Source organism: Roseateles sp. P2_H4, from assembly GCF_056403315.1.
In genome coordinates this window covers 23,015-41,540 of sequence record NZ_JBFUFR010000051.1, presented here as the reverse complement: position 1 = coordinate 41,540, position 18,526 = coordinate 23,015, and the positions used below count along the sequence as shown (strand labels likewise).

Annotated in this window: 19 protein-coding genes; 14 read left to right on the top strand and 5 right to left on the bottom strand. The window is 68.8% G+C overall.

Annotated features, from left to right (window positions below; genetic code table 11):
• The coding region (locus AC1DW3_RS27220) for a general secretion pathway protein GspB (RefSeq protein ID WP_477936806.1) at positions 1-510 on the top strand (510 nt) is incomplete at its 5' end.
• Between the two features lie 65 nt (positions 511-575).
• Positions 576-908, top strand: a complete 333-nt coding sequence (locus AC1DW3_RS27215; RefSeq protein ID WP_477936805.1) for a thioredoxin family protein — start codon at positions 576-578, stop codon at positions 906-908.
• Here the strand turns inward: AC1DW3_RS27215 and AC1DW3_RS27210 are convergent.
• Positions 901-1,806: an alpha/beta fold hydrolase gene (locus AC1DW3_RS27210; protein ID WP_477936803.1), complete on the bottom strand. Its 906-nt coding sequence runs from the start codon at positions 1,804-1,806 to the stop codon at positions 901-903. The genes AC1DW3_RS27215 and AC1DW3_RS27210 overlap by 8 nt on opposite strands.
• Before the next feature lie 205 nt (positions 1,807-2,011).
• Between AC1DW3_RS27210 and AC1DW3_RS27205 the strand changes: the two genes are divergently transcribed.
• The 3 genes from AC1DW3_RS27205 (at position 2,012) to AC1DW3_RS27195 (ending at position 6,205) form a co-directional block, all read left to right on the top strand.
• On the top strand, positions 2,012-2,266 hold the full coding sequence (locus AC1DW3_RS27205) for a hypothetical protein (RefSeq protein ID WP_477936801.1): 255 nt from the start codon (positions 2,012-2,014) through the stop codon (positions 2,264-2,266).
• Between the two features lie 84 nt (positions 2,267-2,350).
• On the top strand, positions 2,351-3,430 hold the full coding sequence (locus AC1DW3_RS27200) for an MBL fold metallo-hydrolase (protein ID WP_477936799.1): 1,080 nt from the start codon (positions 2,351-2,353) through the stop codon (positions 3,428-3,430).
• A gap of 162 nt (positions 3,431-3,592) precedes the next feature.
• A complete protein-coding gene (locus tag AC1DW3_RS27195) occupies positions 3,593-6,205 on the top strand; it encodes a cellulase family glycosylhydrolase (RefSeq protein ID WP_477936797.1) in 2,613 nt (870 codons plus the stop codon).
• Between the two features lies 1 nt (position 6,206).
• On the opposite strand, the gene AC1DW3_RS27190 is transcribed toward AC1DW3_RS27195, so the two are convergent.
• The gene (locus AC1DW3_RS27190) at positions 6,207-7,103 is read right to left on the bottom strand and encodes a TauD/TfdA dioxygenase family protein (RefSeq protein WP_477936795.1); all 897 of its coding nucleotides are present in this window, start codon (positions 7,101-7,103) and stop codon (positions 6,207-6,209) included.
• 465 nt (positions 7,104-7,568) lie between these two features.
• Here AC1DW3_RS27190 and AC1DW3_RS27185 point away from each other — a divergent pair, with 465 nt between their 5' ends.
• The 4 genes from AC1DW3_RS27185 (at position 7,569) to AC1DW3_RS27170 (ending at position 11,204) form a co-directional block, all read left to right on the top strand.
• Positions 7,569-8,576 (top strand): DUF6081 family protein, encoded by a 1,008-nt coding sequence (locus AC1DW3_RS27185; RefSeq protein WP_477936793.1) that lies wholly within the window; start codon positions 7,569-7,571, stop codon positions 8,574-8,576.
• Between the two features lie 45 nt (positions 8,577-8,621).
• Positions 8,622-9,227, top strand: a complete 606-nt coding sequence (locus tag AC1DW3_RS27180; RefSeq protein ID WP_477936791.1) for a TetR/AcrR family transcriptional regulator — start codon at positions 8,622-8,624, stop codon at positions 9,225-9,227.
• A 148-nt stretch (positions 9,228-9,375) separates the two neighbouring features.
• Positions 9,376-10,206, top strand: coding sequence for an oxidoreductase (locus tag AC1DW3_RS27175; RefSeq protein WP_477936808.1), 831 nt, complete (start codon positions 9,376-9,378; stop codon positions 10,204-10,206).
• Positions 10,203-11,204, top strand: coding sequence for an NADP-dependent oxidoreductase (locus tag AC1DW3_RS27170; RefSeq protein WP_477936789.1), 1,002 nt, complete (start codon positions 10,203-10,205; stop codon positions 11,202-11,204). The genes AC1DW3_RS27175 and AC1DW3_RS27170 overlap by 4 nt, the downstream gene beginning before the upstream one ends.
• Here AC1DW3_RS27170 and AC1DW3_RS27165 read toward each other — a convergent pair.
• Entirely contained in the window at positions 11,191-12,228 is a 1,038-nt protein-coding gene (locus AC1DW3_RS27165; protein WP_477936787.1) for a DUF3500 domain-containing protein, read from the bottom strand. The genes AC1DW3_RS27170 and AC1DW3_RS27165 overlap by 14 nt on opposite strands.
• 75 nt (positions 12,229-12,303) lie before the next feature.
• Here AC1DW3_RS27165 and AC1DW3_RS27160 point away from each other — a divergent pair, with 75 nt between their 5' ends.
• Together AC1DW3_RS27160 and AC1DW3_RS27155 are read left to right on the top strand one after the other, a co-directional pair.
• A complete protein-coding gene (locus AC1DW3_RS27160; protein WP_477936785.1) occupies positions 12,304-12,783 on the top strand; it encodes a VOC family protein in 480 nt (159 codons plus the stop codon).
• Positions 12,784-12,818: 35 nt separating this feature from the next.
• The gene (locus AC1DW3_RS27155) at positions 12,819-13,970 is read left to right on the top strand and encodes a serine hydrolase domain-containing protein (protein WP_477936783.1); all 1,152 of its coding nucleotides are present in this window, start codon (positions 12,819-12,821) and stop codon (positions 13,968-13,970) included.
• Between the two features lie 22 nt (positions 13,971-13,992).
• Here AC1DW3_RS27155 and AC1DW3_RS27150 read toward each other — a convergent pair whose 3' ends face one another.
• A complete protein-coding gene (locus AC1DW3_RS27150; protein ID WP_477936781.1) occupies positions 13,993-16,128 on the bottom strand; it encodes an acyl-CoA dehydrogenase in 2,136 nt (711 codons plus the stop codon).
• A gap of 316 nt (positions 16,129-16,444) precedes the next feature.
• Here AC1DW3_RS27150 and AC1DW3_RS27145 point away from each other — a divergent pair, with 316 nt between their 5' ends.
• Positions 16,445-16,720: a hypothetical protein gene (locus tag AC1DW3_RS27145; RefSeq protein ID WP_477936779.1), complete on the top strand. Its 276-nt coding sequence runs from the start codon at positions 16,445-16,447 to the stop codon at positions 16,718-16,720.
• 7 nt (positions 16,721-16,727) lie between these two features.
• Here AC1DW3_RS27145 and AC1DW3_RS27140 read toward each other — a convergent pair whose 3' ends face one another.
• Positions 16,728-17,087, bottom strand: a complete 360-nt coding sequence (locus AC1DW3_RS27140) for a YciI family protein (RefSeq protein WP_477936777.1) — start codon at positions 17,085-17,087, stop codon at positions 16,728-16,730.
• Positions 17,088-17,211: 124 nt separating this feature from the next.
• Here AC1DW3_RS27140 and AC1DW3_RS27135 point away from each other — a divergent pair, with 124 nt between their 5' ends.
• Complete coding sequence (locus tag AC1DW3_RS27135) at positions 17,212-17,607, top strand: VOC family protein (protein WP_477936775.1); 396 nt, start codon at positions 17,212-17,214, stop codon at positions 17,605-17,607.
• The gene (locus AC1DW3_RS27130; protein WP_477936774.1) at positions 17,604-18,476 is read left to right on the top strand and encodes a sugar phosphate isomerase/epimerase family protein; all 873 of its coding nucleotides are present in this window, start codon (positions 17,604-17,606) and stop codon (positions 18,474-18,476) included. The genes AC1DW3_RS27135 and AC1DW3_RS27130 overlap by 4 nt, the downstream gene beginning before the upstream one ends.
• The last annotated feature ends 50 nt before the right edge of the window (positions 18,477-18,526 follow it).

The window sequence follows — 18,526 nt, the reverse complement described above, 5'->3', positions numbered from 1 at the left end:
TGGCTGCCCTGGGCCGGCGGCGGCCTGCTGCTGCTGGCCGGCATCGGCGCCGGCAGCTGGTGGGCGAGCGGCCAAAACCCAGCCCCCGCGCCGGCTCCATTGCCTGCACCACGAGTCGCGCCCCTCACCTCACCCGCGCCGCAGGCCGCCAGCGGGCCTCTGCCGCAGCCTGCGGCCTCGGCCTCGCCCTATCTGCCGCCCGCGCCACCGCCGGCCGCCGTGGCCGCTGCGCCGCTGCCACGGCCCGCCAACGTGGCCGCGCCGGCACCGGTGGCCGAAGCCCCCATTCCGCGGCTGTCCGAACTGCCCGAGAGCCTGCGCCGCGAGCTGCCCAAGCTGGTGATCAGCGGCTCGGTCTATTCCGACGACCCGGCCAGCCGCTTCGTCATGGTCAATGGTGAGGTGATGCGCGAAGGCGCCAAGCTGGGTGCCGACCTGGTGCTGGAGCAGATCGGCCCGCGCGAACTGGTGCTGCGCTTCAGGGGCCAGCGCTACCGGCAACCCGTCTAGGCCAGGCCAAGGCGACGGGCACCGCATTTGCCGACACCGGTCGACACGGCCGACAGGAGATTCCGATGAGCTCGCCCTCACGCTATGCCAGCGACGAACCAACGCGCGCCGACGTCGACGCGATGGCGGGCGCCACCGTGCTCGAGTTCGGCGCCAACTGGTGCGGCATCTGCCAGGCCGCTCAAGGGGTCATCAGCGCAGCGCTGGCCGACCCTGTGGCGCCCGCACCCTTGCGGCACCTGAAGATCGAGGACGGCCGCGGGCGGCCGCTGGGCCGCTCCTTCGGCATCAAGCTGTGGCCCACCCTCGTCATGCTGCAGGACGGCCGCGAGGTGGCGCGCGTGGTGCGGCCCGGCGGCTCGGCCGAGATCGCCGACGCGCTGGCGCGCCTCAGTTGAAGAACGCCAGCAGCATGGGTGCCAGCACCTGGGCGCTGACGTCATGGGCCTGGCCCTCGACCACCCGGCGCTGGGCGCCCGGGATGGCCTTGGCCAGCTTGTCGGCCGTCGGGCGCATGAAGGGCATGGGGCCCAGGCTGGCGCCGCCGTCCATCACCAGGGTGGGCACCTTCACCTGGGCGGCGATGCCCACCGGCACGGAACGGTCGTCCCCCAGCAGCGCGTTGTCGTAGGCCAGCGTCGGCGCCATCTTCAGCATGCCCGGCCAGGCCGGTGACGCCTTCATCTTCGCCAGCGCTGCGTCGGGGGCACCCACGAACTTCATGAAGGACGTGACGGCCTCGGCGCGCTGGTCGGCCGCGAGCTGCCTGTCCAGGCTGGCCGTGAAGGCCTTCCATTCCCTGGCCGCGCCCTCGGCTTCGCTGTAGGGTGGCTCGTAGAGGGCCAGCTTCCTGACCTTGCCACCCAGCAGGGCCGCCGCCTGCAGCGCCAGCGCGGCGCCAGAGGACTTGCCATACAGATAGGCCGAGCCGCCGGCGCTGTCGATGAGGGCCTCGATGTCCTCGACCTCGCGCCTGACCGCATAGGGCTTGCTGTCCCCGCTGTCGCCCCGGCCGCGTCGGTCATAGCTGTAGACCGTGAGGCGCGCCGCCAGCAGCTGGGCCAGCTCGGCGGCGCCCGCGCGGTCGGACAGTCCGCCACCCACGACGATGACCGCCGGGCCCTTGCCCAGCTTGTCATAGGCGATCCGGGTGCCGTCCCGGGACTGGACCGCCTGGGCGGCCCTGCCCGGCTCGGTGCGCGGCGCCTGCGCAGGCGGCTGGGCCTGGGTCAACGACGCCAGAGACAGCAGCGCGGCGAGCCAGGCGGCGGAAAGCAGTGGGGATGCGGCATGCATATGTTTCTCCTGCCATGGACGACAGCACGTGCCGRCAATCGGCGTGCCCCTCGGTGTTGATGGGCACGAGGCGTTGCCAGGCCCGCCCGTCCCGCCAATCCGCAATTCGTCCGCCCCCGCCGACGATCCATCGCCTGGCCCTCGCAGCGCGCGGCGTGGCTGCAGACACTGCAATCACTGACACAGCAACCCACCGGAGCCCACCATGAACACCGCCGCCAAGACCTTCGTGATCGCCATCGCTTCCGTCACCGCCGCTGCCGCCATCGGCGTCGGCCTGGCCAACGGCACCGCAGCGCCCGCGACCGAGGTCGTGAAGCTGGAGCGCGTCGTCATCGTGGGCAAGCGCGCAGACACGACGCTGATCGCCAAGCTGCCACGAGTCGTCATCGAAGGCCGCCGCAGCACCGCTGCCGAAACGACGCTGGCGGCGGCCCAGACCGCCGTCTGGCTGGTCTGACCCCTCCGCTGCTGTCAGTCACCCACCCGCCGCTGGCGGGTTTTCTTTTGGCGGCGCCCAAAGCGCGGCTGGCACACTCGGCGCATGCGACTCCTCCTGCGCCTCGCAGTGCTCGCCAGCCTGCCCTTCCTGGCCAGTTGCGCCAGCAACAGCAACTGCAGCGCGCCCTACGCCGCCTCGCCGCAGCTGCAAGACTGCCTCTTCGCCAACCCGCCCAACCCCGCGACCCCACCGGGCGCCAGCGGCTGGGCCATCTGGACGCGCTTCATCTTCGGCAGCAAGGTCGGCACGGTGCCGGTTGACGCCATTCCCGTGCGGCCGCTGACCACCGCCCAGCTCGAGGCGCTGGACCCGCAGGCCAACCACCTCGTGCGCCTCGGCCATTCCTCCCACCTGCTGAAGCTGGGCGGCAAGTTCTGGCTTATCGACCCGGTGTTCGGCGAACGGGCATCGCCGTTCAGCTTTGCCGGCCCCAAGCGCTTCCACGCGCCGCCCCTGGCCTTGCAGCAGTTGCCGCCCATCGAGGGCGTCATCCTGTCGCATGACCACTACGACCATCTCGACGTACCTACCATCGAGTACCTCGCCTCACGGGCGCAGCGCTATTTCGTGCCGCTGGGCGTGAAGGCCCGCCTCGTGGAGATGGGCGTGCCCGCCGAGCGCGTGCATGAGCTGGACTGGTGGCAGGGCGCCACGCATGCCGGCGTGCAGCTGACGGCCACGCCGGCCCAGCATTTCTCCGGCCGCAGCTTGAGCGACCGCAACAGCACGCTGTGGGCCTCCTGGGTCATCCAGAGCGGCGAGCAACGCATCTTCTACAGCGGCGACTCGGGCTATTTCGGCGGCTTCAGGCAGATCGGCGAGCGCTTCGGCGGCTTCGACGTGGCGCTGATCGAGAACGGCGCCTACGACGCCTACTGGCCCGCCGTGCACATGACGCCGGAAGAAAGCGTCAAGGCCTTCCAGGACGTGCGCGGCAAGCTGCTGTTCTCCGTGCACAACAGCACCTTCGACCTGGCCTTCCACACCTGGCAAGACCCGCTGAACCGGCTGGCCGACCTCGCCGAGGCCCAGGGCATTGCCCTGGCCACGCCCGAGATTGGCGAGGTGCTGACGGTGGGGCAGCCGCGCAGCAACAAGCGCTGGTGGGTGGGGCTGAAATAGCGCCCACGGATTGCCTAGTGGAATCGATTCCACCCTGCAACCCGGAAATCCACCCGAAACACGGCACTCCCCTAGGAAGTCCCCCAGGGGCTGTTGACAGCCCTGGAAGGCGTCCCGGATACTGATTTGGAACCGGTTCCAAATCAACAACGGAGACAAGACGTGGCAAGACGATGGTTGGTGGGCGGCGCTGCCGCCCCGCTGGGCAGTTCCGCGCGCGGCGCATTGCTGGGGGGCCTGATGGGTGCGGCCCTGCTGGCCGGTTGCGGCGGTGGTGGCGGCTCGCCCGCGCCCTCACCTGCCCCCAGCCCGGCGCCTGCGCCCGCCCCGGCTCCGGCACCCGCCCCAGCGCCCGGTGACAGCCTCACACTGCTGAAGACCGACGGCAGCAAATGGGTCAACGCCAGCGGCAGCCAGGTGCTGCTGAAGGGCAGCAACCTGGGCAACTGGCTGGTGCAGGAGTTCTGGATGATGGGCCAGGGCGGCAATGGCGTGACCGACCAATGCACCCTCGAAGCCAAGCTGACCGAGCGCTTCGGCTATGACGAGAAGGAGCGCCTGATCAAGCTCTATCGCGACAGCTGGATCACCACGCGCGACTGGGACCAACTGAAAGCCTTCGGCTTCAACATCGTCCGCCTGCCGATTCTGTGGAGCGTCATCGAGGACGAGAAGAAGCCCAAGACCCTGCGTGCCGACGCCTGGAAATACCTGGACTGGAGCATCGCCGAGGCCAAGAAGCGCGGCATCTATGTGATCCTGGACCTGCATGGCGCCCATGGCGGCCAGACGCCCAACGATCACACCGGTTGCGCCGGCCAGAACAAATACTGGACGGACACCGAAGCGCAGGAGCGCACGCGCTGGGTGTGGCAGCAGATCGCGACCAAGTACAAGGACGAGCCGGTGGTGGCGGCCTACGACCCGCTCAACGAGCCCTGGGGGTCAAGCGCCGAAGCGATGGTGACGCGCGTCGAAGACCTGTACAAAACCATCCGCGCCATCGACGACAAGCACATCGTCATGCTGCCCAGCCATTACGGCAGCATCGACGCCTACGGCAATCCGACGACCAAAGGCTTCACCAACGTCGCCTTCGAGATTCATCCCTACCCGGGCCTGTTCGGCGACAGACCCGGCGATTCCGCCTACATGGTCCACCGCGACTGGCTGCGCTGCGGCGCGACCGGCACCACCGGTGTTTGTGCCTACAACAAGCAGGTCAGCGACCTGAAGATCCCGTTGCTGGTGGGTGAATTCCAGCCCTGGCAAAGCGCTGGTCTGGACCTGGGTGGCCAGATCGGCCGCGCCACCTACGACACCTACGCCAGCTATGGCTGGGCGTCGACCTCCTGGGCCTACAAGCTGGTCAGCCCGGCGGGCGGCTCCGGCAAGGGCACCTGGGGCATGGTCACCAATGCCGTCAACACCAACTTCGACACCGGCGTCGGCATGGTGGCCAAGGCCAGCACCTGGGATTGCACTGGCTGGGATGCCAGCTTCGCCAATGCCTGTGCGGTCAAGGCCTCCACGATCAAGGTGGGCGGCAGCGGCCGCAAGACCTACTACTTCGTCATCAAGAGCGGCGCGGTGGCCGGCAGCAATCCCGACGTGAGCTTCGACAAGATCAGCATCACCAACACCGCCACCAATGCCGAAGTGATCACCAACGGCGGCTTCGGCTCCAGCACGGGCTGGACCACGCTGACCGTCAGCGGCAGGTTGAACCTGGACTTCAACACCTCGGCCGCGGGCAAGACCCCGACCGGCAGCGAAGGCGCCGTGCTGCGGGTGACCCGCCCGGACGGCGTCACCGGCGAAGTCAACGGCGGCATCTATCAGGCCATCACGCTGGAAGGCGGCCAGACCTATGCATTGAGTGGCGTGTTCAAGGACAACGGCAGCGCCAACACCTGGGCCGAGATGTATCTGCTCGACAAGGAGCCGGTGCAGGGCAAGGACGTCATCGACATGAATGGCAAGGTGGACTTCACTGTCGCCACGGTCACTGAAATCGAGAACCTGTTCAAGAGCTATGCCACACAGGCCCTCGAGGTCCATTCGGGGCTGGCGCAATGGATGACGAGCGCCACCGCACCGGAGGTCTTCCAATTGCCGGCGCGCCCCGCCAATCTGAAGCTGACTGAAGGCGGCACCAGCAATGCGCTCAGCTGGAATGCCAGCACCGACGCCAAGGTCACGGGCTACAACGTCTATCGCAGCACCAGCGCCGGCGGCAGCTACACCAGGCTCGCCGAGAAAGTTGCCGCCAATGCCTACACCGACAGCACGGCTGTCAGCGGCGCTACCTATTACTACGTCGTCACTTCGCTGACCGCTGCCAACGAAAGCTATTACAGCGACGCTGCGAGCACCGCCATCCTATATGTGGCCGTACCCGCGACCCTCCAGGCCGAAGCCTTCACGGCCATGAGCGGCGTGGAACTCGAGAACTGCAGCGACACCGGCGGTGGCCAGGACGTGGGCCATTTCGATGCCGACGATTTCATCGAGTTCAAGATCAAGGCGGCTGCCGCCGGCAACTTCACCATCGACTACCGCCTGGCAAGCGCCAACGGCAGCACCGGCTTCGAGGTCTGGGTGGATGGCGTCAAGGCGGTGGATGTGATGGCCGTCCCCAACACGGGCGGCTGGCAGACCTGGGTCACCCAAACCAGCGCCCCCTTCCCCATGACGGCCGGCAACCACACGCTGCGCCTGAAGTCCATCGGCAAGGAGTGGAATCTGAACTGGCTGAAGGTGAACGCCCAGTAGCTCAGCAGGGCCTGTCGCCCTCGATCGTCGTGCGGTGCAGGCGCCGCCGCAGATGGTCGGGGCAGCCGGCGGCCAGGTGCAGCACCGAGCGGTTGTCCCAGAACACCATGTCGTGCGGCTGCCAGCGGTGGCGGTACTGCAACTGGGGCAAGGTCGCGTACTGGAAGAGCTGCTGCAACAGCGCGCGGCTCTCGGCGTCGGGCAGGCCGACGATGCGCGTCGTGAAGTGCTCGCTGACGAAGAGACCCTGGCGCCCCGTCTCCGGGTGGGTGCGCACCACCGGCTGCACGACCGGCCTGACCTGGGCCACCTGCTCGTCGCTGAGCTTGGGCCGCCAGGGGCTGCGCTCGCGCAGGGCCTCGTACTTGGCGAGGTAAGAGTGCTCGGCCTGCAGGTGGCGGACCCGCGCCTGCAGTTCGGGCGGCAGCGCCTGCCAGGCCGCATGCTGGTCGGCGAACAGCGTGTCGCCGCCTTCACTGGGCAGCTCCTGGGCCAGCAGCATGGAGCCCAGGCTGGGCTTTTCCTTGTACGACAGGTCCGAATGCCAGAAGTAGCCCGCGTCGCCGAGGCCGACCGGTTGGCCGTTCTCGACGATGTTGGAGACGATGAGGATCTCCGGGTGGCCCTTCAGGTGGAACTGGTGCAACACATGGATCTCCAGCGCGCCGAAGCGCCGGCTGAAGGCGATCTGCTGCTCGGGCGTGATGCGCTGGTCGCGGAAGACCAGCACATGGTGATCCAGATGGGCGCGGTGGATGCGGCGGAAGTCGTCGTCATCGAGGGGCTGGCTCAGGTCCAGGCCCACCACCTCGGCGGCGAAGCTGCCGGGCAAGGGCTGGATGGCCGGGCGCTGGTGCGCGCCGACAGGCGGGCTGGCGGATTCAACAACGGTGCTCATCGTGGCTCTCATGCGCAAAACCCCGGCAGCTTAGGTCCGCAGCCTTCTGCGGCAAACGAATCAAAACACAAACGCTCATGCGCTTTGCGCACAAGAAAAAAGCCCTTCGACCGGCGCACCGGCCCGAAGGGCTGAATCCACCCTTGCGGGAGGAGGAGACAAACGAGGAAGCCCAGACCTTAACGCCCACGCCACGGCAGGACCAATCAAGTTTGCGACTGAACTCATAACAAAGCCGCTTTAGAGCTGGCGCACCGCCGCGCCGGCGCCCGCGCGGCTACCGGGTCCTCTCCCAGGCTGTCCCCAATCGAGAGGAGCCAACGCCGCCGACCTGGGAAAACCTGCGTACCGCCCACTGCGCATTGCCCGAATGTCGGCAGCGAGGCAATGCAGCCTCGAATCAAGGGGCACTTCATGAACTCAAGCCAGACTCACTGGACCCGCGCCGTATGTCGGTGCACGACCTTGGCCCTGGCGCTCGGCGCCGGGCCCGCCCTGGCGGGCACCATCGTCTACGACAGCTTCGACGCGCCCGGCTATTCCCTCGCCGGCTATGGTGCCAAATGGGCCAACCCCTACGGACTCGGCGAAATGGCCGCTACCGACACGCGCGACTTCTCGGCAGGCAACTTCGCCATCAAGGCGCCGGTGTTCCAGACGGGCTATGACTTCAGCGTCTACGACCATCTCAAATACATCGCCACCAGCACGCAGACCTTCGCGGTGCCGACAGGCGGCTCGCTGACCTTCTCTTCCACCATCACCGCCACGGCTCACAACACGCAGGCGGGAGGCCGCGTCATCAGCGGCAACTACATCCAGAGCGGCCTGCCCTATTCGGCAACAGCCCTCGAAGGCCAGCAGGCCGGCGCCGTGATGAACATGATCGATTTCTCCACCGGCCAGCTGTTCGACTGGTTCATCTCCGGCTCGACCGCCTTCACGCTGATCGAACGCCTGCCGTCATCGGTCACCAACCCGGCACTGCTGCCGGGCGACGCGAGCTACGTCGGCATCGACAAGATGTACACGCAGATCATCAGGCAGATCGACATCGGCCCCGGCCCGCACGTGGCGTCCATCAGCTACAGCGACGTCGGCAGCGTCAGCTACTTTCTCGACGGCGCGCTGGTGTCCCAGGTCGACAACGTCGGCATCCCGCTGGACCAGCAGGGCGCGAACTGGTCCGGCGTCTACCCCTCCTACGGCCCCGGCGAGGCCCTGGGCGGCAAGATCCGCAACCTGACCATCGGCCACGGCCTCTTCAGCCTGCTCGACGCCTTCCCCTTCCAGCACCCCGACCGGCCCGACCTGGCCGTCTCCATCCCGGTGTCGGAGCGCCTGTTCGGCCAGGGCATGGACGCCACCTTCGACAACTTCACCGTCACCGCGGTGCCCGAGCCGGGCAGCTGGGCGATGCTGGCGGCCGGCCTGATGCTGGTCGGCGGCGTGATGCGGCGCCGGCCCAGCTGACCCGAGGCGTCAAGAAAGTCACGACGACTCCGAATCGGATGGCGTATGATGACCGTCATGCGAAATACGACAACCAACGCCAGAACCGCCGCCAAGGAGGCCTCGCACGAACGCATCGTGTCGGCCGCGGCGCGGGCCATTCGCCGCAGCGGCTACGACGGCACGGGCGTCGCAGACATCATGAAGGAGGCGGGCCTGACCCATGGCGCCTTCTATGCCCACTTCGCCTCCCGCGAGGCCATGCTGGCGGAAGCGGCCGGGCAGGCCTGCGCAGAGTCGGCCGCCGCAGCGGCCGACGTCGTGGCCCGCACGCCGCCCGACCAGACCCTGGCGACCATGCTCGGCGCCTACCTCTCCAAGGCCCACCTCGAGCAGGTGGAGCTGGGCTGCCCGCTGGCGGCGCTGGGTTCGGAGACATCGCGCCAGGCCCCCGAGGTGCGCCGCGTGACCACCCGCCACATCAAGGCAACGGTGGACTTGATCGCGCGCCAGTCGCCCGACTGGGGCCAGCCTGCGGCTCACGAGCAAGCGCTGGTGACCCTGTCCACCATGGTCGGCGCCCTGATGCTGGCGCGTGCCGTTGATGAGCCCGCGCTGTCGGACAGCCTGCTCGACGCGGCGCTGAAAAGCCTGGCTCCCGCCCATCCCTGAACCTCACCGATGGACGTCGGCCTTTTTGCTCGCCTTCAAGTATGACGAACATCATGCGAATAAACACAAAAGCCTTCCTGACCCGCCGCGCACCGCGTACGCCGGCGAGCTCCTGACCCACACACGCGGACGAAAGAACACCATGAAGATGAACAGCAAGATCGCCCTCGTGACGGGCGCCTCCTCAGGCATAGGCCAAGCCACCGCCGAGCGGCTCGCCAAGGCGGGCTACACCGTGTACGGCACGAGCCGGCAGGGGCGGCAGGCGGGGCAGCGCGGCTTCGAGATGCTGGCCCTGGATGTGACGCTGGACGACTCGGTCGAGGCCGCCGTGGCCAAGGTGGTGGCGCTGCACGGCCGCATCGACCTGCTCGTCAACAACGCCGGCTTTGGCGTCGCGCCGGCCGGCGCGGAAGAAAGCTCCATCGAGCAGGCACAGGCCATCTTCGACACCAACTTCTTCGGCATCGTCCGCATGACGCGGGCTGTCCTGCCGCATATGCGCCGGCAGCGCAGCGGCCGCATCATCAACATCGGCTCCGTGCTGGGCTTCCTGCCCATGCCCTRCGGCGCCCTCTATGCCGCGACCAAGCACGCCATCGAAGGCTATTCCGAATCGCTCGACCATGAGCTGCGCACCCGTGGCATCCGGGTCTCGGTGGTCGAGCCCGCCTATACCAAGACGCCGTTCGATGCGAACTTCCTGGAACCCGATGCCATGCTCGACGACTACCGCGAGGCCCGTGTGGCCGTGACCGAAAGGGTCAGGCAAGTGATGACGACCGCGGACCAGCCGGGCGTCGTTGCCGACGTCGTGCTGAAGGCCGCCAGCGCGGCGCAACCCAAACTCCGCTACACGGCCGGTGGGCTCGCGAGCCGCCTGCGGTTGCTGCGCCGATTCGCACCCGCCGGCATGGTGGACGCCGGCATTCGAAGCGATCTGCGACTCGACGCCGTGTCATCGGCGAGCGCGTCATGAAGGCCTTTCTCCTCGACCGCTACGGCAAAAACCGCGCACTGCGGTCGGCAGAGATGGCCGAGCCGGCCTTGCGCGATGACGAGGTGCTCGTCCAGGTCCATGCCGCCGGCGTGAACCTGCTGGATGCCAAGATCAGGAACGGCGAGTTCAAGCTCATCCTGCCCTACCGCCTGCCCCTCGTGCTGGGCCATGACGTGGCCGGCGTGGTCACCCAGGTCGGGCCGCGCGTGCAGGGCTTCAAGCCGGGCGACGAGGTCTACGCCCGGCCCGACGACTTCCGCATCGGCAGCTTCGCCGAATACGTGGCCGTCAAGGAGGCGTCCCTGGCCCTCAAGCCCAAGGCCCTCAGCATGGAAGAGGCCGCTTCGCTGCCGCTCGTGGGCCTGACCGCCTGGCAGGCCCTCATCGAGAAGGCCCAGCTGAAGAAGGGGCAGAAGGTCTTCATCCAGGCCGGCTCGGGCGGCGTCGGCAGCTTCGCCATCCAGCTGGCCAAGCATGTCGGTGCCACCGTCGCCACCACGACCAGCAGCGCCAACATCGAGCTGGTGAAGCGCCTGGGCGCCGACGTCGTCATCGACTACCGCAAAGACGACTTCGAGCGGGTGCTGCAGGACTACGACGTCGTGCTGCACAGCCAGGACACCGCGGCGCTGCACAAGTCCCTGCGCGTGCTCAAGCCCGGCGGCAGCCTCATCTCGATCTCCGGCCCGCCCGATCCCGCCTTCGCGAAGGGCATTGGCGCGCCCTGGTTCGTGCGCCTCGTCGTGCGCCTGTTGAGTGCCGGTGTCAGGCGGACGGCGGCGCGCCTGGGCTTGAACTACGCCTTCCTCTTCATGCGGGCCAGCGGCCAGCAGCTGCGCGAGATCACGGCGCTGGTCGACGCCGGCGCCATACGCCCGGTCGTGGATCGCGTCTTTGCCTTCGAATCCACCAACGACGCGCTGGCCTATGTCGAGACCGGCCGGGCCAAGGGCAAGGTGGTGGTCAAGGTGAAGTAGCCGCCCGGTGGCGATGCGCGCTGCCCTCGGCCTGGCGGTAGTGCTCGCCCAGCACGTCGCGGCCGAAGTCGCCGTCGAAGTCACGCCACACCGAGTGGATGTGATTGCCGCCGGAGTTGTCGAACTCGATGAGGAAGCTCGCGCCCTGGATGCGGAAGTAATGCGGCTGGCCCGGCTGGGTCGAGCCGGCCCAGCCCATGCGGATGCCATCGAGCGGTGCCGCCCGCACGCGGGCCAGGCGGGCCAGGGCCAGCTCGGGCTGCAGATGGTCGGCAAAGGCCGCGACCAGCCTCAGCAACTGGGCCTGCTGGCCGGTGTCCATGTCCGCGAATGGCAGGCCCACCGCGTCCAGCGGCCGGGCGCGCGGAGCATTGCGGCTGACGATGTCACCGAAGGGGCGGTCGCTGAAGATGGCGCGCGAGCGTTGCGCCGGCGTCAGGCCGGCCAGCCATTGGCGGGCGAGGTCTTCCTCATGGCCGAGCAAACGAAGCCCCCGCTTGGGCTCGACGGCCGGGTTGGCGCCGAAGAACTGCGGCAGCGTCGTCACGTAGCGGTCGCCACTCAGGCTGAAGTGCAGCGACAGATGATGGCCCTCGATGCGCCACCCCCAGCCTGCTGCGCCCGGCTCGCCGTAGATCGCAACGGCATAGTTCTCGGGATCGCGAGCGCCGCCCGAACCCTCGATCTCGCGCAGCGCGATCTCCAGCGCCATAAGCGCCCTCACCTTGTCCAGGCCGCCCTCGTTCAGCGCCGTGCGCAGCAGGGCCGTCGTCGCCTCGCGCTGCGCGGGTGACATGGCCTTCAAGGCGACGCCGTCGCGGCGGCGCGGCGTGTAGTGCCAATCGCTGCGAGCGGCGTCCGTGAAAGAACGCAGCAGATCGCTCCGCTGCGGCGCCGGCGTGGCCTGCATCAGCTGCCGCGCAGCCTGGGCGGGCGTCGTGGGCGCCTGCGCCTGCAGCACGGGCGTGACGGCGAACAGGGCCACCAGGGCCGAACCGGCCAGCAGCGAACGGCGGAGCTTCATGGCGACAACATAACGTAACCACCTGAGCCTCCGCCAGGGGCCAAGATTCGACGCAACCCTTCAACAGGAGACCCCATGACCGCCAAGAACACCATCTGCCTCTGGTACGACGGCGATGCGCTGGACGCCGCGCGCTTCTACGCCGAGACCTTCCCCGACAGCCGCGTCGGCGCCATCCACCGCGCACCGGGCGACTTTCCCGACGGCAAGCAGGGCGACGTGCTGACCGTGGATTTCAGCGTCGCCGGCATCCCCTGCATCGGCCTGAACGGCGGCCCGCTCTTCAAGCACAACGAAGCCTTCTCCTTCCAGATCGCGACAGATGACCAGGCCGAGACCGACCGCCTGTGGAAAGCCATCGTCGGCAATGGCGGCCAGGAAAGCCAGTGCGGCTGGTGCAAGGATCGCTGGGGCCTGTCCTGGCAGATCACGCCGCGCGCCCTCATCGCCGCGATCACCGACCCCGATCCCGCCGCCGCCAAGCGGGCCTTCCAGGCCATGATGGAGATGCAGAAGATCGACATCGCCAAGATCGAGGCGGCACGGCGCGGCTGAGGCCGGCCCGGGCGGGGCCTGCAGAATCCCTGCCCATGCGATTCCTCAACACCGCCGCCTGGCTGATCGCCGCCACGCTGCTGGCGGCCTGCGCCCATCGCCCCGCCCTCGCCCCGGCGCCTCTCGCCGAGGCCGACGCCGCCGTCGAGCGCTTCATCGCCCAGGGCCAGCTGCCGGGCGCGGCGGTCTGGATAGAGCGCATCGGCCACGGCAGCCACCATCGCGCCTATGGCCGGCGCGCCGTCGACCCCGCGCCCGAGCCGCTGGACGAAGCGACCGTCTTCGACGCCGCTTCGCTGACCAAGCCCGTCGTCACCGCCACGCTGGTGCAGTTGCTGCGCGAACGCGGCGAGCTCGACGTCGAGGCCCCGCTGCAGCGCTATCTGCCGGATTGCGGCGGCGCCGACAAGGCCGGCATCACGCTGCGCCAGCTGTTGACGCACAGTTCGGGCCTGCCCTCAGGCCTGCCGCGCAACGGCGCCGGCGACTGGGCCGGCAAGGACGACGCACTGCGCATCGCCTGCGCCCTGCCGCTGGCCGCGCCGCCCGGCACGCAGTTCCGCTACTCCGACGTCAACTACATCCTGCTCGGCCTCATCGTCGAGCGCGCCGCCGGCATGCCGCTGGAGCAGTTTGYCGAGCAGGCCCTGTTCCAGCCCCTGGCCATGAAGGACAGCGGCTATCTGCCGCTGCGTCGCATGGCTGCCGCGCGCATCGCGCCGACCGAAAAACTCGCCGATGGCCAGGTGCTGCGCGGCGAGGTGCATGACCCGACCGCACGCAAGATGGGCGGCGTGGCCGGCCATGCGGGCCTGTTCACGACGTCGGCAGACCTGGCCCGTTTCGCCCGCATGCTGCTGGCCGGCGGCGTGGCCGAGGATGGCCGGCGCCTGCTGTCGCTGCAGAGCGTGGCCCTGCTGACGACGCCGCAGTCCCCGCCCGACATCGCCGAGAAGCGCGGCATGGGCTGGGACATCGCCTCGCCCTATGCGCGCCCGCGCGGCAGCCTGTATCCGCCCACCAGCTTCGGCCACACCGGCTTCACGGGCTGCGCCTTCTGGCTGGACCCGACGAGCCACAGCTTCTTCGTGTTGCTGTCCAACCGCGTGCACCCCGCCGCCGGCACCAATGTGCTGCCGCTGTATGGCGAGCTGGGCACGCTGGCGGCGCGGGCGGCGGGCTTGTGAAGTCGCACGTTCCACGCAGCCACTACTGCGCCGGAAAATCGTCTACCTGGATGACCTTGTCCGCCGCACGCAGATAGGCCAGCGCCGCATCGGGGTTGCTCGACGCGGCCGCCGCGGATGCCAGCGAGTGGCTGCGACGCAGCGCGCGGTTCAGCTCGGTCACTTCGTCGCCCAAGGCATCGGCCAGGCGCAGGGCGTCGGCCAGGTCGCGCAGGCCGCCGGTGGCCGGTGGCGTGAAGTCCGGGCACAGGCGCGCCACCAGCGACGGATCGCTGCGCAGGGACTCGGCCAGCGCGATGAGGTCGCGGTCGCGCAGCGGCGCCAGATGCCGGGTGCCATGCAGCAGCAGCGGCGACAGCGCCTTCAACGTGCCCGACGGCATGTTGGCGTGCAGATCGCGCAACGTGGCGGCGGCCTCTTCAAGCTGGAAGCGGATGGCCGCGCGCGCAAACGGCAGCATCTTCTGATCCGCCTCGACCTTGAAGCGCCACACACTGGTCGCGGCCAGGTAGAGGTGGGACAGCACATCGCCCAGCCGCGCCGACAGCAGCTCCATGCGCTTGAGGCGCCCACCGAGCAGCCCCATCGCCAGGTCTGCCGTCAGCGCGTACTTGGCCGACACGCGGGCGATCAGCCGGGCCTCCTTCTCCAGCCCGGCGGGCACCTGGCCCTTCAGGCCGGCGCCGAACAGGCTGGCGCCAAGGTTGCGCGCGACGTGGCCCACGTGGGCCAGCAGGGCCTTGCCCAGCGCCACTTCGTCCTTGGCCTGCACGGCTGCCATCTCGGCCAGGACGTTCGGGTGGCAGCGCACGGCGCCCTGGCCGAAGATGATGAGAGCTCGCGACAGCAGGTTGGCGCCCTCCACCGTGATGGCGATGGGCGCATGCCGGTAGGCCACGCCCAGCAGGTTGCCGGGCCCGCTGATGATGCCCTTGCCGCCCAGCACGTCCATGCCAGCGCTGACCGCGCGGCGGCCGGCCTCGGTGAGCTGCACCTTGAGGATGGCGCTGGCCACGCTGGGCCGCTCGCCGGCGTCGAGCGCGGCAGCCGTGAAGCGGCGCGCGGCGTCCGACGCGTACAGGTCCGCTGCACTGCGCGCGATGAGCCCCGCAATGGCCTCGAAGCGCGCGATGGGCAGGCCGAACTGCTCGCGGATGCGGCCGTAGCCAGCCATCACATAGAGGGCCGTCTGCTGCATGGCCGCGCCCAGTGCCGGCAGCGAGATGGCTCGCCCCGCGGCGAGGCATTCCATCAGCATGCGCCAGCCCTGCCCCACCTGCGCCTCGCCGCCGATGATCCAGTCCATCGGCACGAACACGTCATCGCCGCGGATGGGGCCGTTCATGAAGGCGGAGTTCATGGGCCGGTGGCGGCGCCCGATCTGCAGGCCCGGCGTGGGCACCGGGATCAATGCGCACGTGATGCCGAGCTGCTGCTGGCCTTCGGGGCACGATGGGTCCAGCGCCTGGAAGGCCAGGCCCACGACGGTCGCCACGGGCGCGAGGGTGATGTAGCGCTTGTCGAAGCGCACGCTGAAGCCGCGCACGCTGCGGCCGTCGATCTCGCGCTCGGTCAGCACGCCGGTGTCGGGAATGGAGGCGGCGTCGGAGCCAGCATAGGGTGAAGTGAGGCCGAAGCAGGGCAGGTCGCGCCCATCTGCCAGGCGCGGCAGGTAGCGGGCCTTCTGCGCATCGGTGCCATAGCGCAGCAGCAGCTCAGCGGGGCCCAGCGAGTTGGGCACCATGACGGTCACGGCGACAGCCACATTGACGGTGGCGATGCGGGTGACCACGGCCGCGTGGGCGAAGTGGCCGAAGCCCAGGCCGCCCTGCTCGCGCGGGATGATCATGCCGAAGAAGCGACGCTCGCGCAGAAAGTGCCACACCTCGGGCGGCAAGTCGCGCGCCTCGTCGATGGCGAAGTCGTCCAGCATGGCGATGAGTTCGTGCACATCGCCATCCAGGAAAGCCTGCTCCTCGGCCGTGAGACGGTTGGGCGCCATGGCCAGCAGGTGGTCGAAGTCCGGGGCGCCGGCAAACAATTCGCCTTCAAAGCCCACGGTGCCGGCCTCCAGCGCCGCGCGCTCGGTGTCGCCCATCTGCGGCAAGGCCTTGGCAAACGGCTTCAGCGCGTAGCGGCCCAGCAGCGAGGCGATCATGGCAAGGGTCTCCTTGGTTTGCCTCCATGCTGGCCGTGTCGCCCCTGGCCGTCCGTCAGACAGCGCTGATTTTCCGTAAAGCAACGTGGCCGTCTTTCAGCGGCGAACTGAACAAACGAAACAAACCAGGGCTCGGCCTGAAACCCGCTTGCGACACATGGCACGGACAGTGCCGGCTTGGTCACCGCGGCCGCCCCTTCGCCAGCGACACGTCGTACCGGGACGGCCTGGACGCGACGGACCGCTCGGGCCATGGGCTGCAAGGCCGACGCCTGCAAGCGCTGAAATAACCCACCCCCTCATCAAGGAAGCCGCCATGTCTCTTCGCCCCCTCGTCTCCTCCGTCGTGCTCGCCTGCGCCCTCACCGTCGCCTCAGGCGCTGCCCAGGCAGCCGAAGCCATCCAAGGCATGGAGCAGGCACTCGCCACCGCGCTGCAGGACAAGCGCGGCATCACCCTCTATGTGAACGGCCAGACGATCGCGGGGGCGGTGACGCGCATCGAGCCCGGCCAATGGGTGGAGCTGCGCAACCAGCAGTACGGCCGGATCATCGTGCGCCTGGACCGCATCGACGGTATCGCCGCGCCCTGAACAGGCCTCACGCGCGGCCGGTCATTTCAACCGGCAACGGCATGAACTCGCGCACGTCCTGCGCACAGCGGCAGGCGACGGCGATCTTGGCGGCCCACTGGTGGGCGGCGGCCCGGTCGGCCACCTCGACGATGGTGAAGCCGCCGATGAAGTCGCGGCAGGCCGGGTTCGGGCCCTGGGTGACGCTGCCGTCGGTGGCCACGACGGTCGTCGTGGGCGGCTCCAGCAGGCCGCCGCCGAAGATGAAGGCGCCGGCGGCCATGGCCTCCAGCACGACGCTCACCGCGGCCTTGCTGACGGCAGGGAAGTCCTCCTGCGGGATGTGGCTCATCGCGCCTTCGTTGAACGAGATCAGGTATTGCGTCATTGCATGGCTCCTGGGTGACCCTGGCCGCCTTCGGCCAGTTCCCTGCGACGAACCAGCCGCACCGGATTCGACAAACCGCCCCCACCGGCAGCCTAGACTGTCTCCCAAGCAGCAAGGAGACAGCATGTTCAATCACATCATGGTGGGCAGCAACGACATCGAGCGGTCCCGGCAGTTCTACAACGCCGTGCTGGGCGTGCTCGGCGCCGGCGAGCCCGTGCGCAACGTCGCGGCCTCGGGCCATGTGCGGCTCTTCTACCGCCACAACGGCAGCACCCTGGCCATCAGCGAGCCCATCAACGACGAGCCGGCCTGCTTCGCCAACGGCGGCACCGTCGCCTTCAAATGCGACTCGCCCGAGCAGGTGAAGCAGCTGCACGACGTGGCGGTGGCCCACGGCGGCACCTCCATCGAGGAGCCGCCGGGGCTGCGCGAGCACAGCCTCGGCAACTTCCACCTCGCCTATGTGCGCGACCCCGATGGCAACAAGCTCTGCGCCATCTACCGGGTACCGGCATGAAGTTGGACAGGCGTCTCGTCCTGAAGGGCCTGCTCGCCGCCGGCGCCGCGCCCGCCTGGGCCGCTGAGACGCCGCGCATCGCCAACCCGGGCGTGCAGCTCTACACCGTCCGCGACGAACTGAAGCGCGACTTCCGCGGCACGTTGACCCGCATCGCCGCGCTGGGCTATCGCGAGGTCGAGTTCGCCGGCTATTTCGACCAGCCGCCTCACGCCCTCCGCAAGCTGCTCGACGACCTGGGCCTGGCAGCACCGTCCGCCCATGTGGACGACCGCCTGCTGGGGCCGGACGGGCAGCGCATCATCGACGCAGCCCTGGCCATCGGCCACCGCTACCTGGTCTTTCCCTGGGTCGACGAAGCGCAATGGCGCGACCTCGACGGCTGGAAGCGCCGCGCCGACAGCTTCAACCGCGCCGGCGAACTGTGCCGCCGCGCCGGCCTGCAGTTCTGCTATCACAACCACCACTTCGAGTTCGCCACGCTGCAGGGCCGGCGGCCCTATGACCTGCTACTGGCCGACTGCGATGCCAGGCTGGTGCAGATGGAGCTGGACCTCTGCTGGGCCGTCGCCGCCCGGCAGGACCCGCTGAAGCTGCTGCAGGCCCACCCGGGCCGTTTCCCTCTCGTCCATCTCAAGCAGCTCAAGGCCTTGCCGCCGCTGATCGGCGGCGATGTGCTCAGCCTCAAGATGGACGATGCCTTCGCCCAGATGACCGAGGTCGGCCCCGGCGCGGTGGACTTTGCCGGCCTGCTGGCCGACCCGGCCAGCCGCGGCATCCGGCACTACTTCGTCGAACACGATCAGCCGGCCGAAGCGCTGGCCAGCATAGAGACCAGCCTGCGCTGGCTGCGCACGTTGAAAACCTGAGGCCAACGCCGACTGCACTAGCTCAGTCGTTTTGCTTCGTTGGCGGCGCA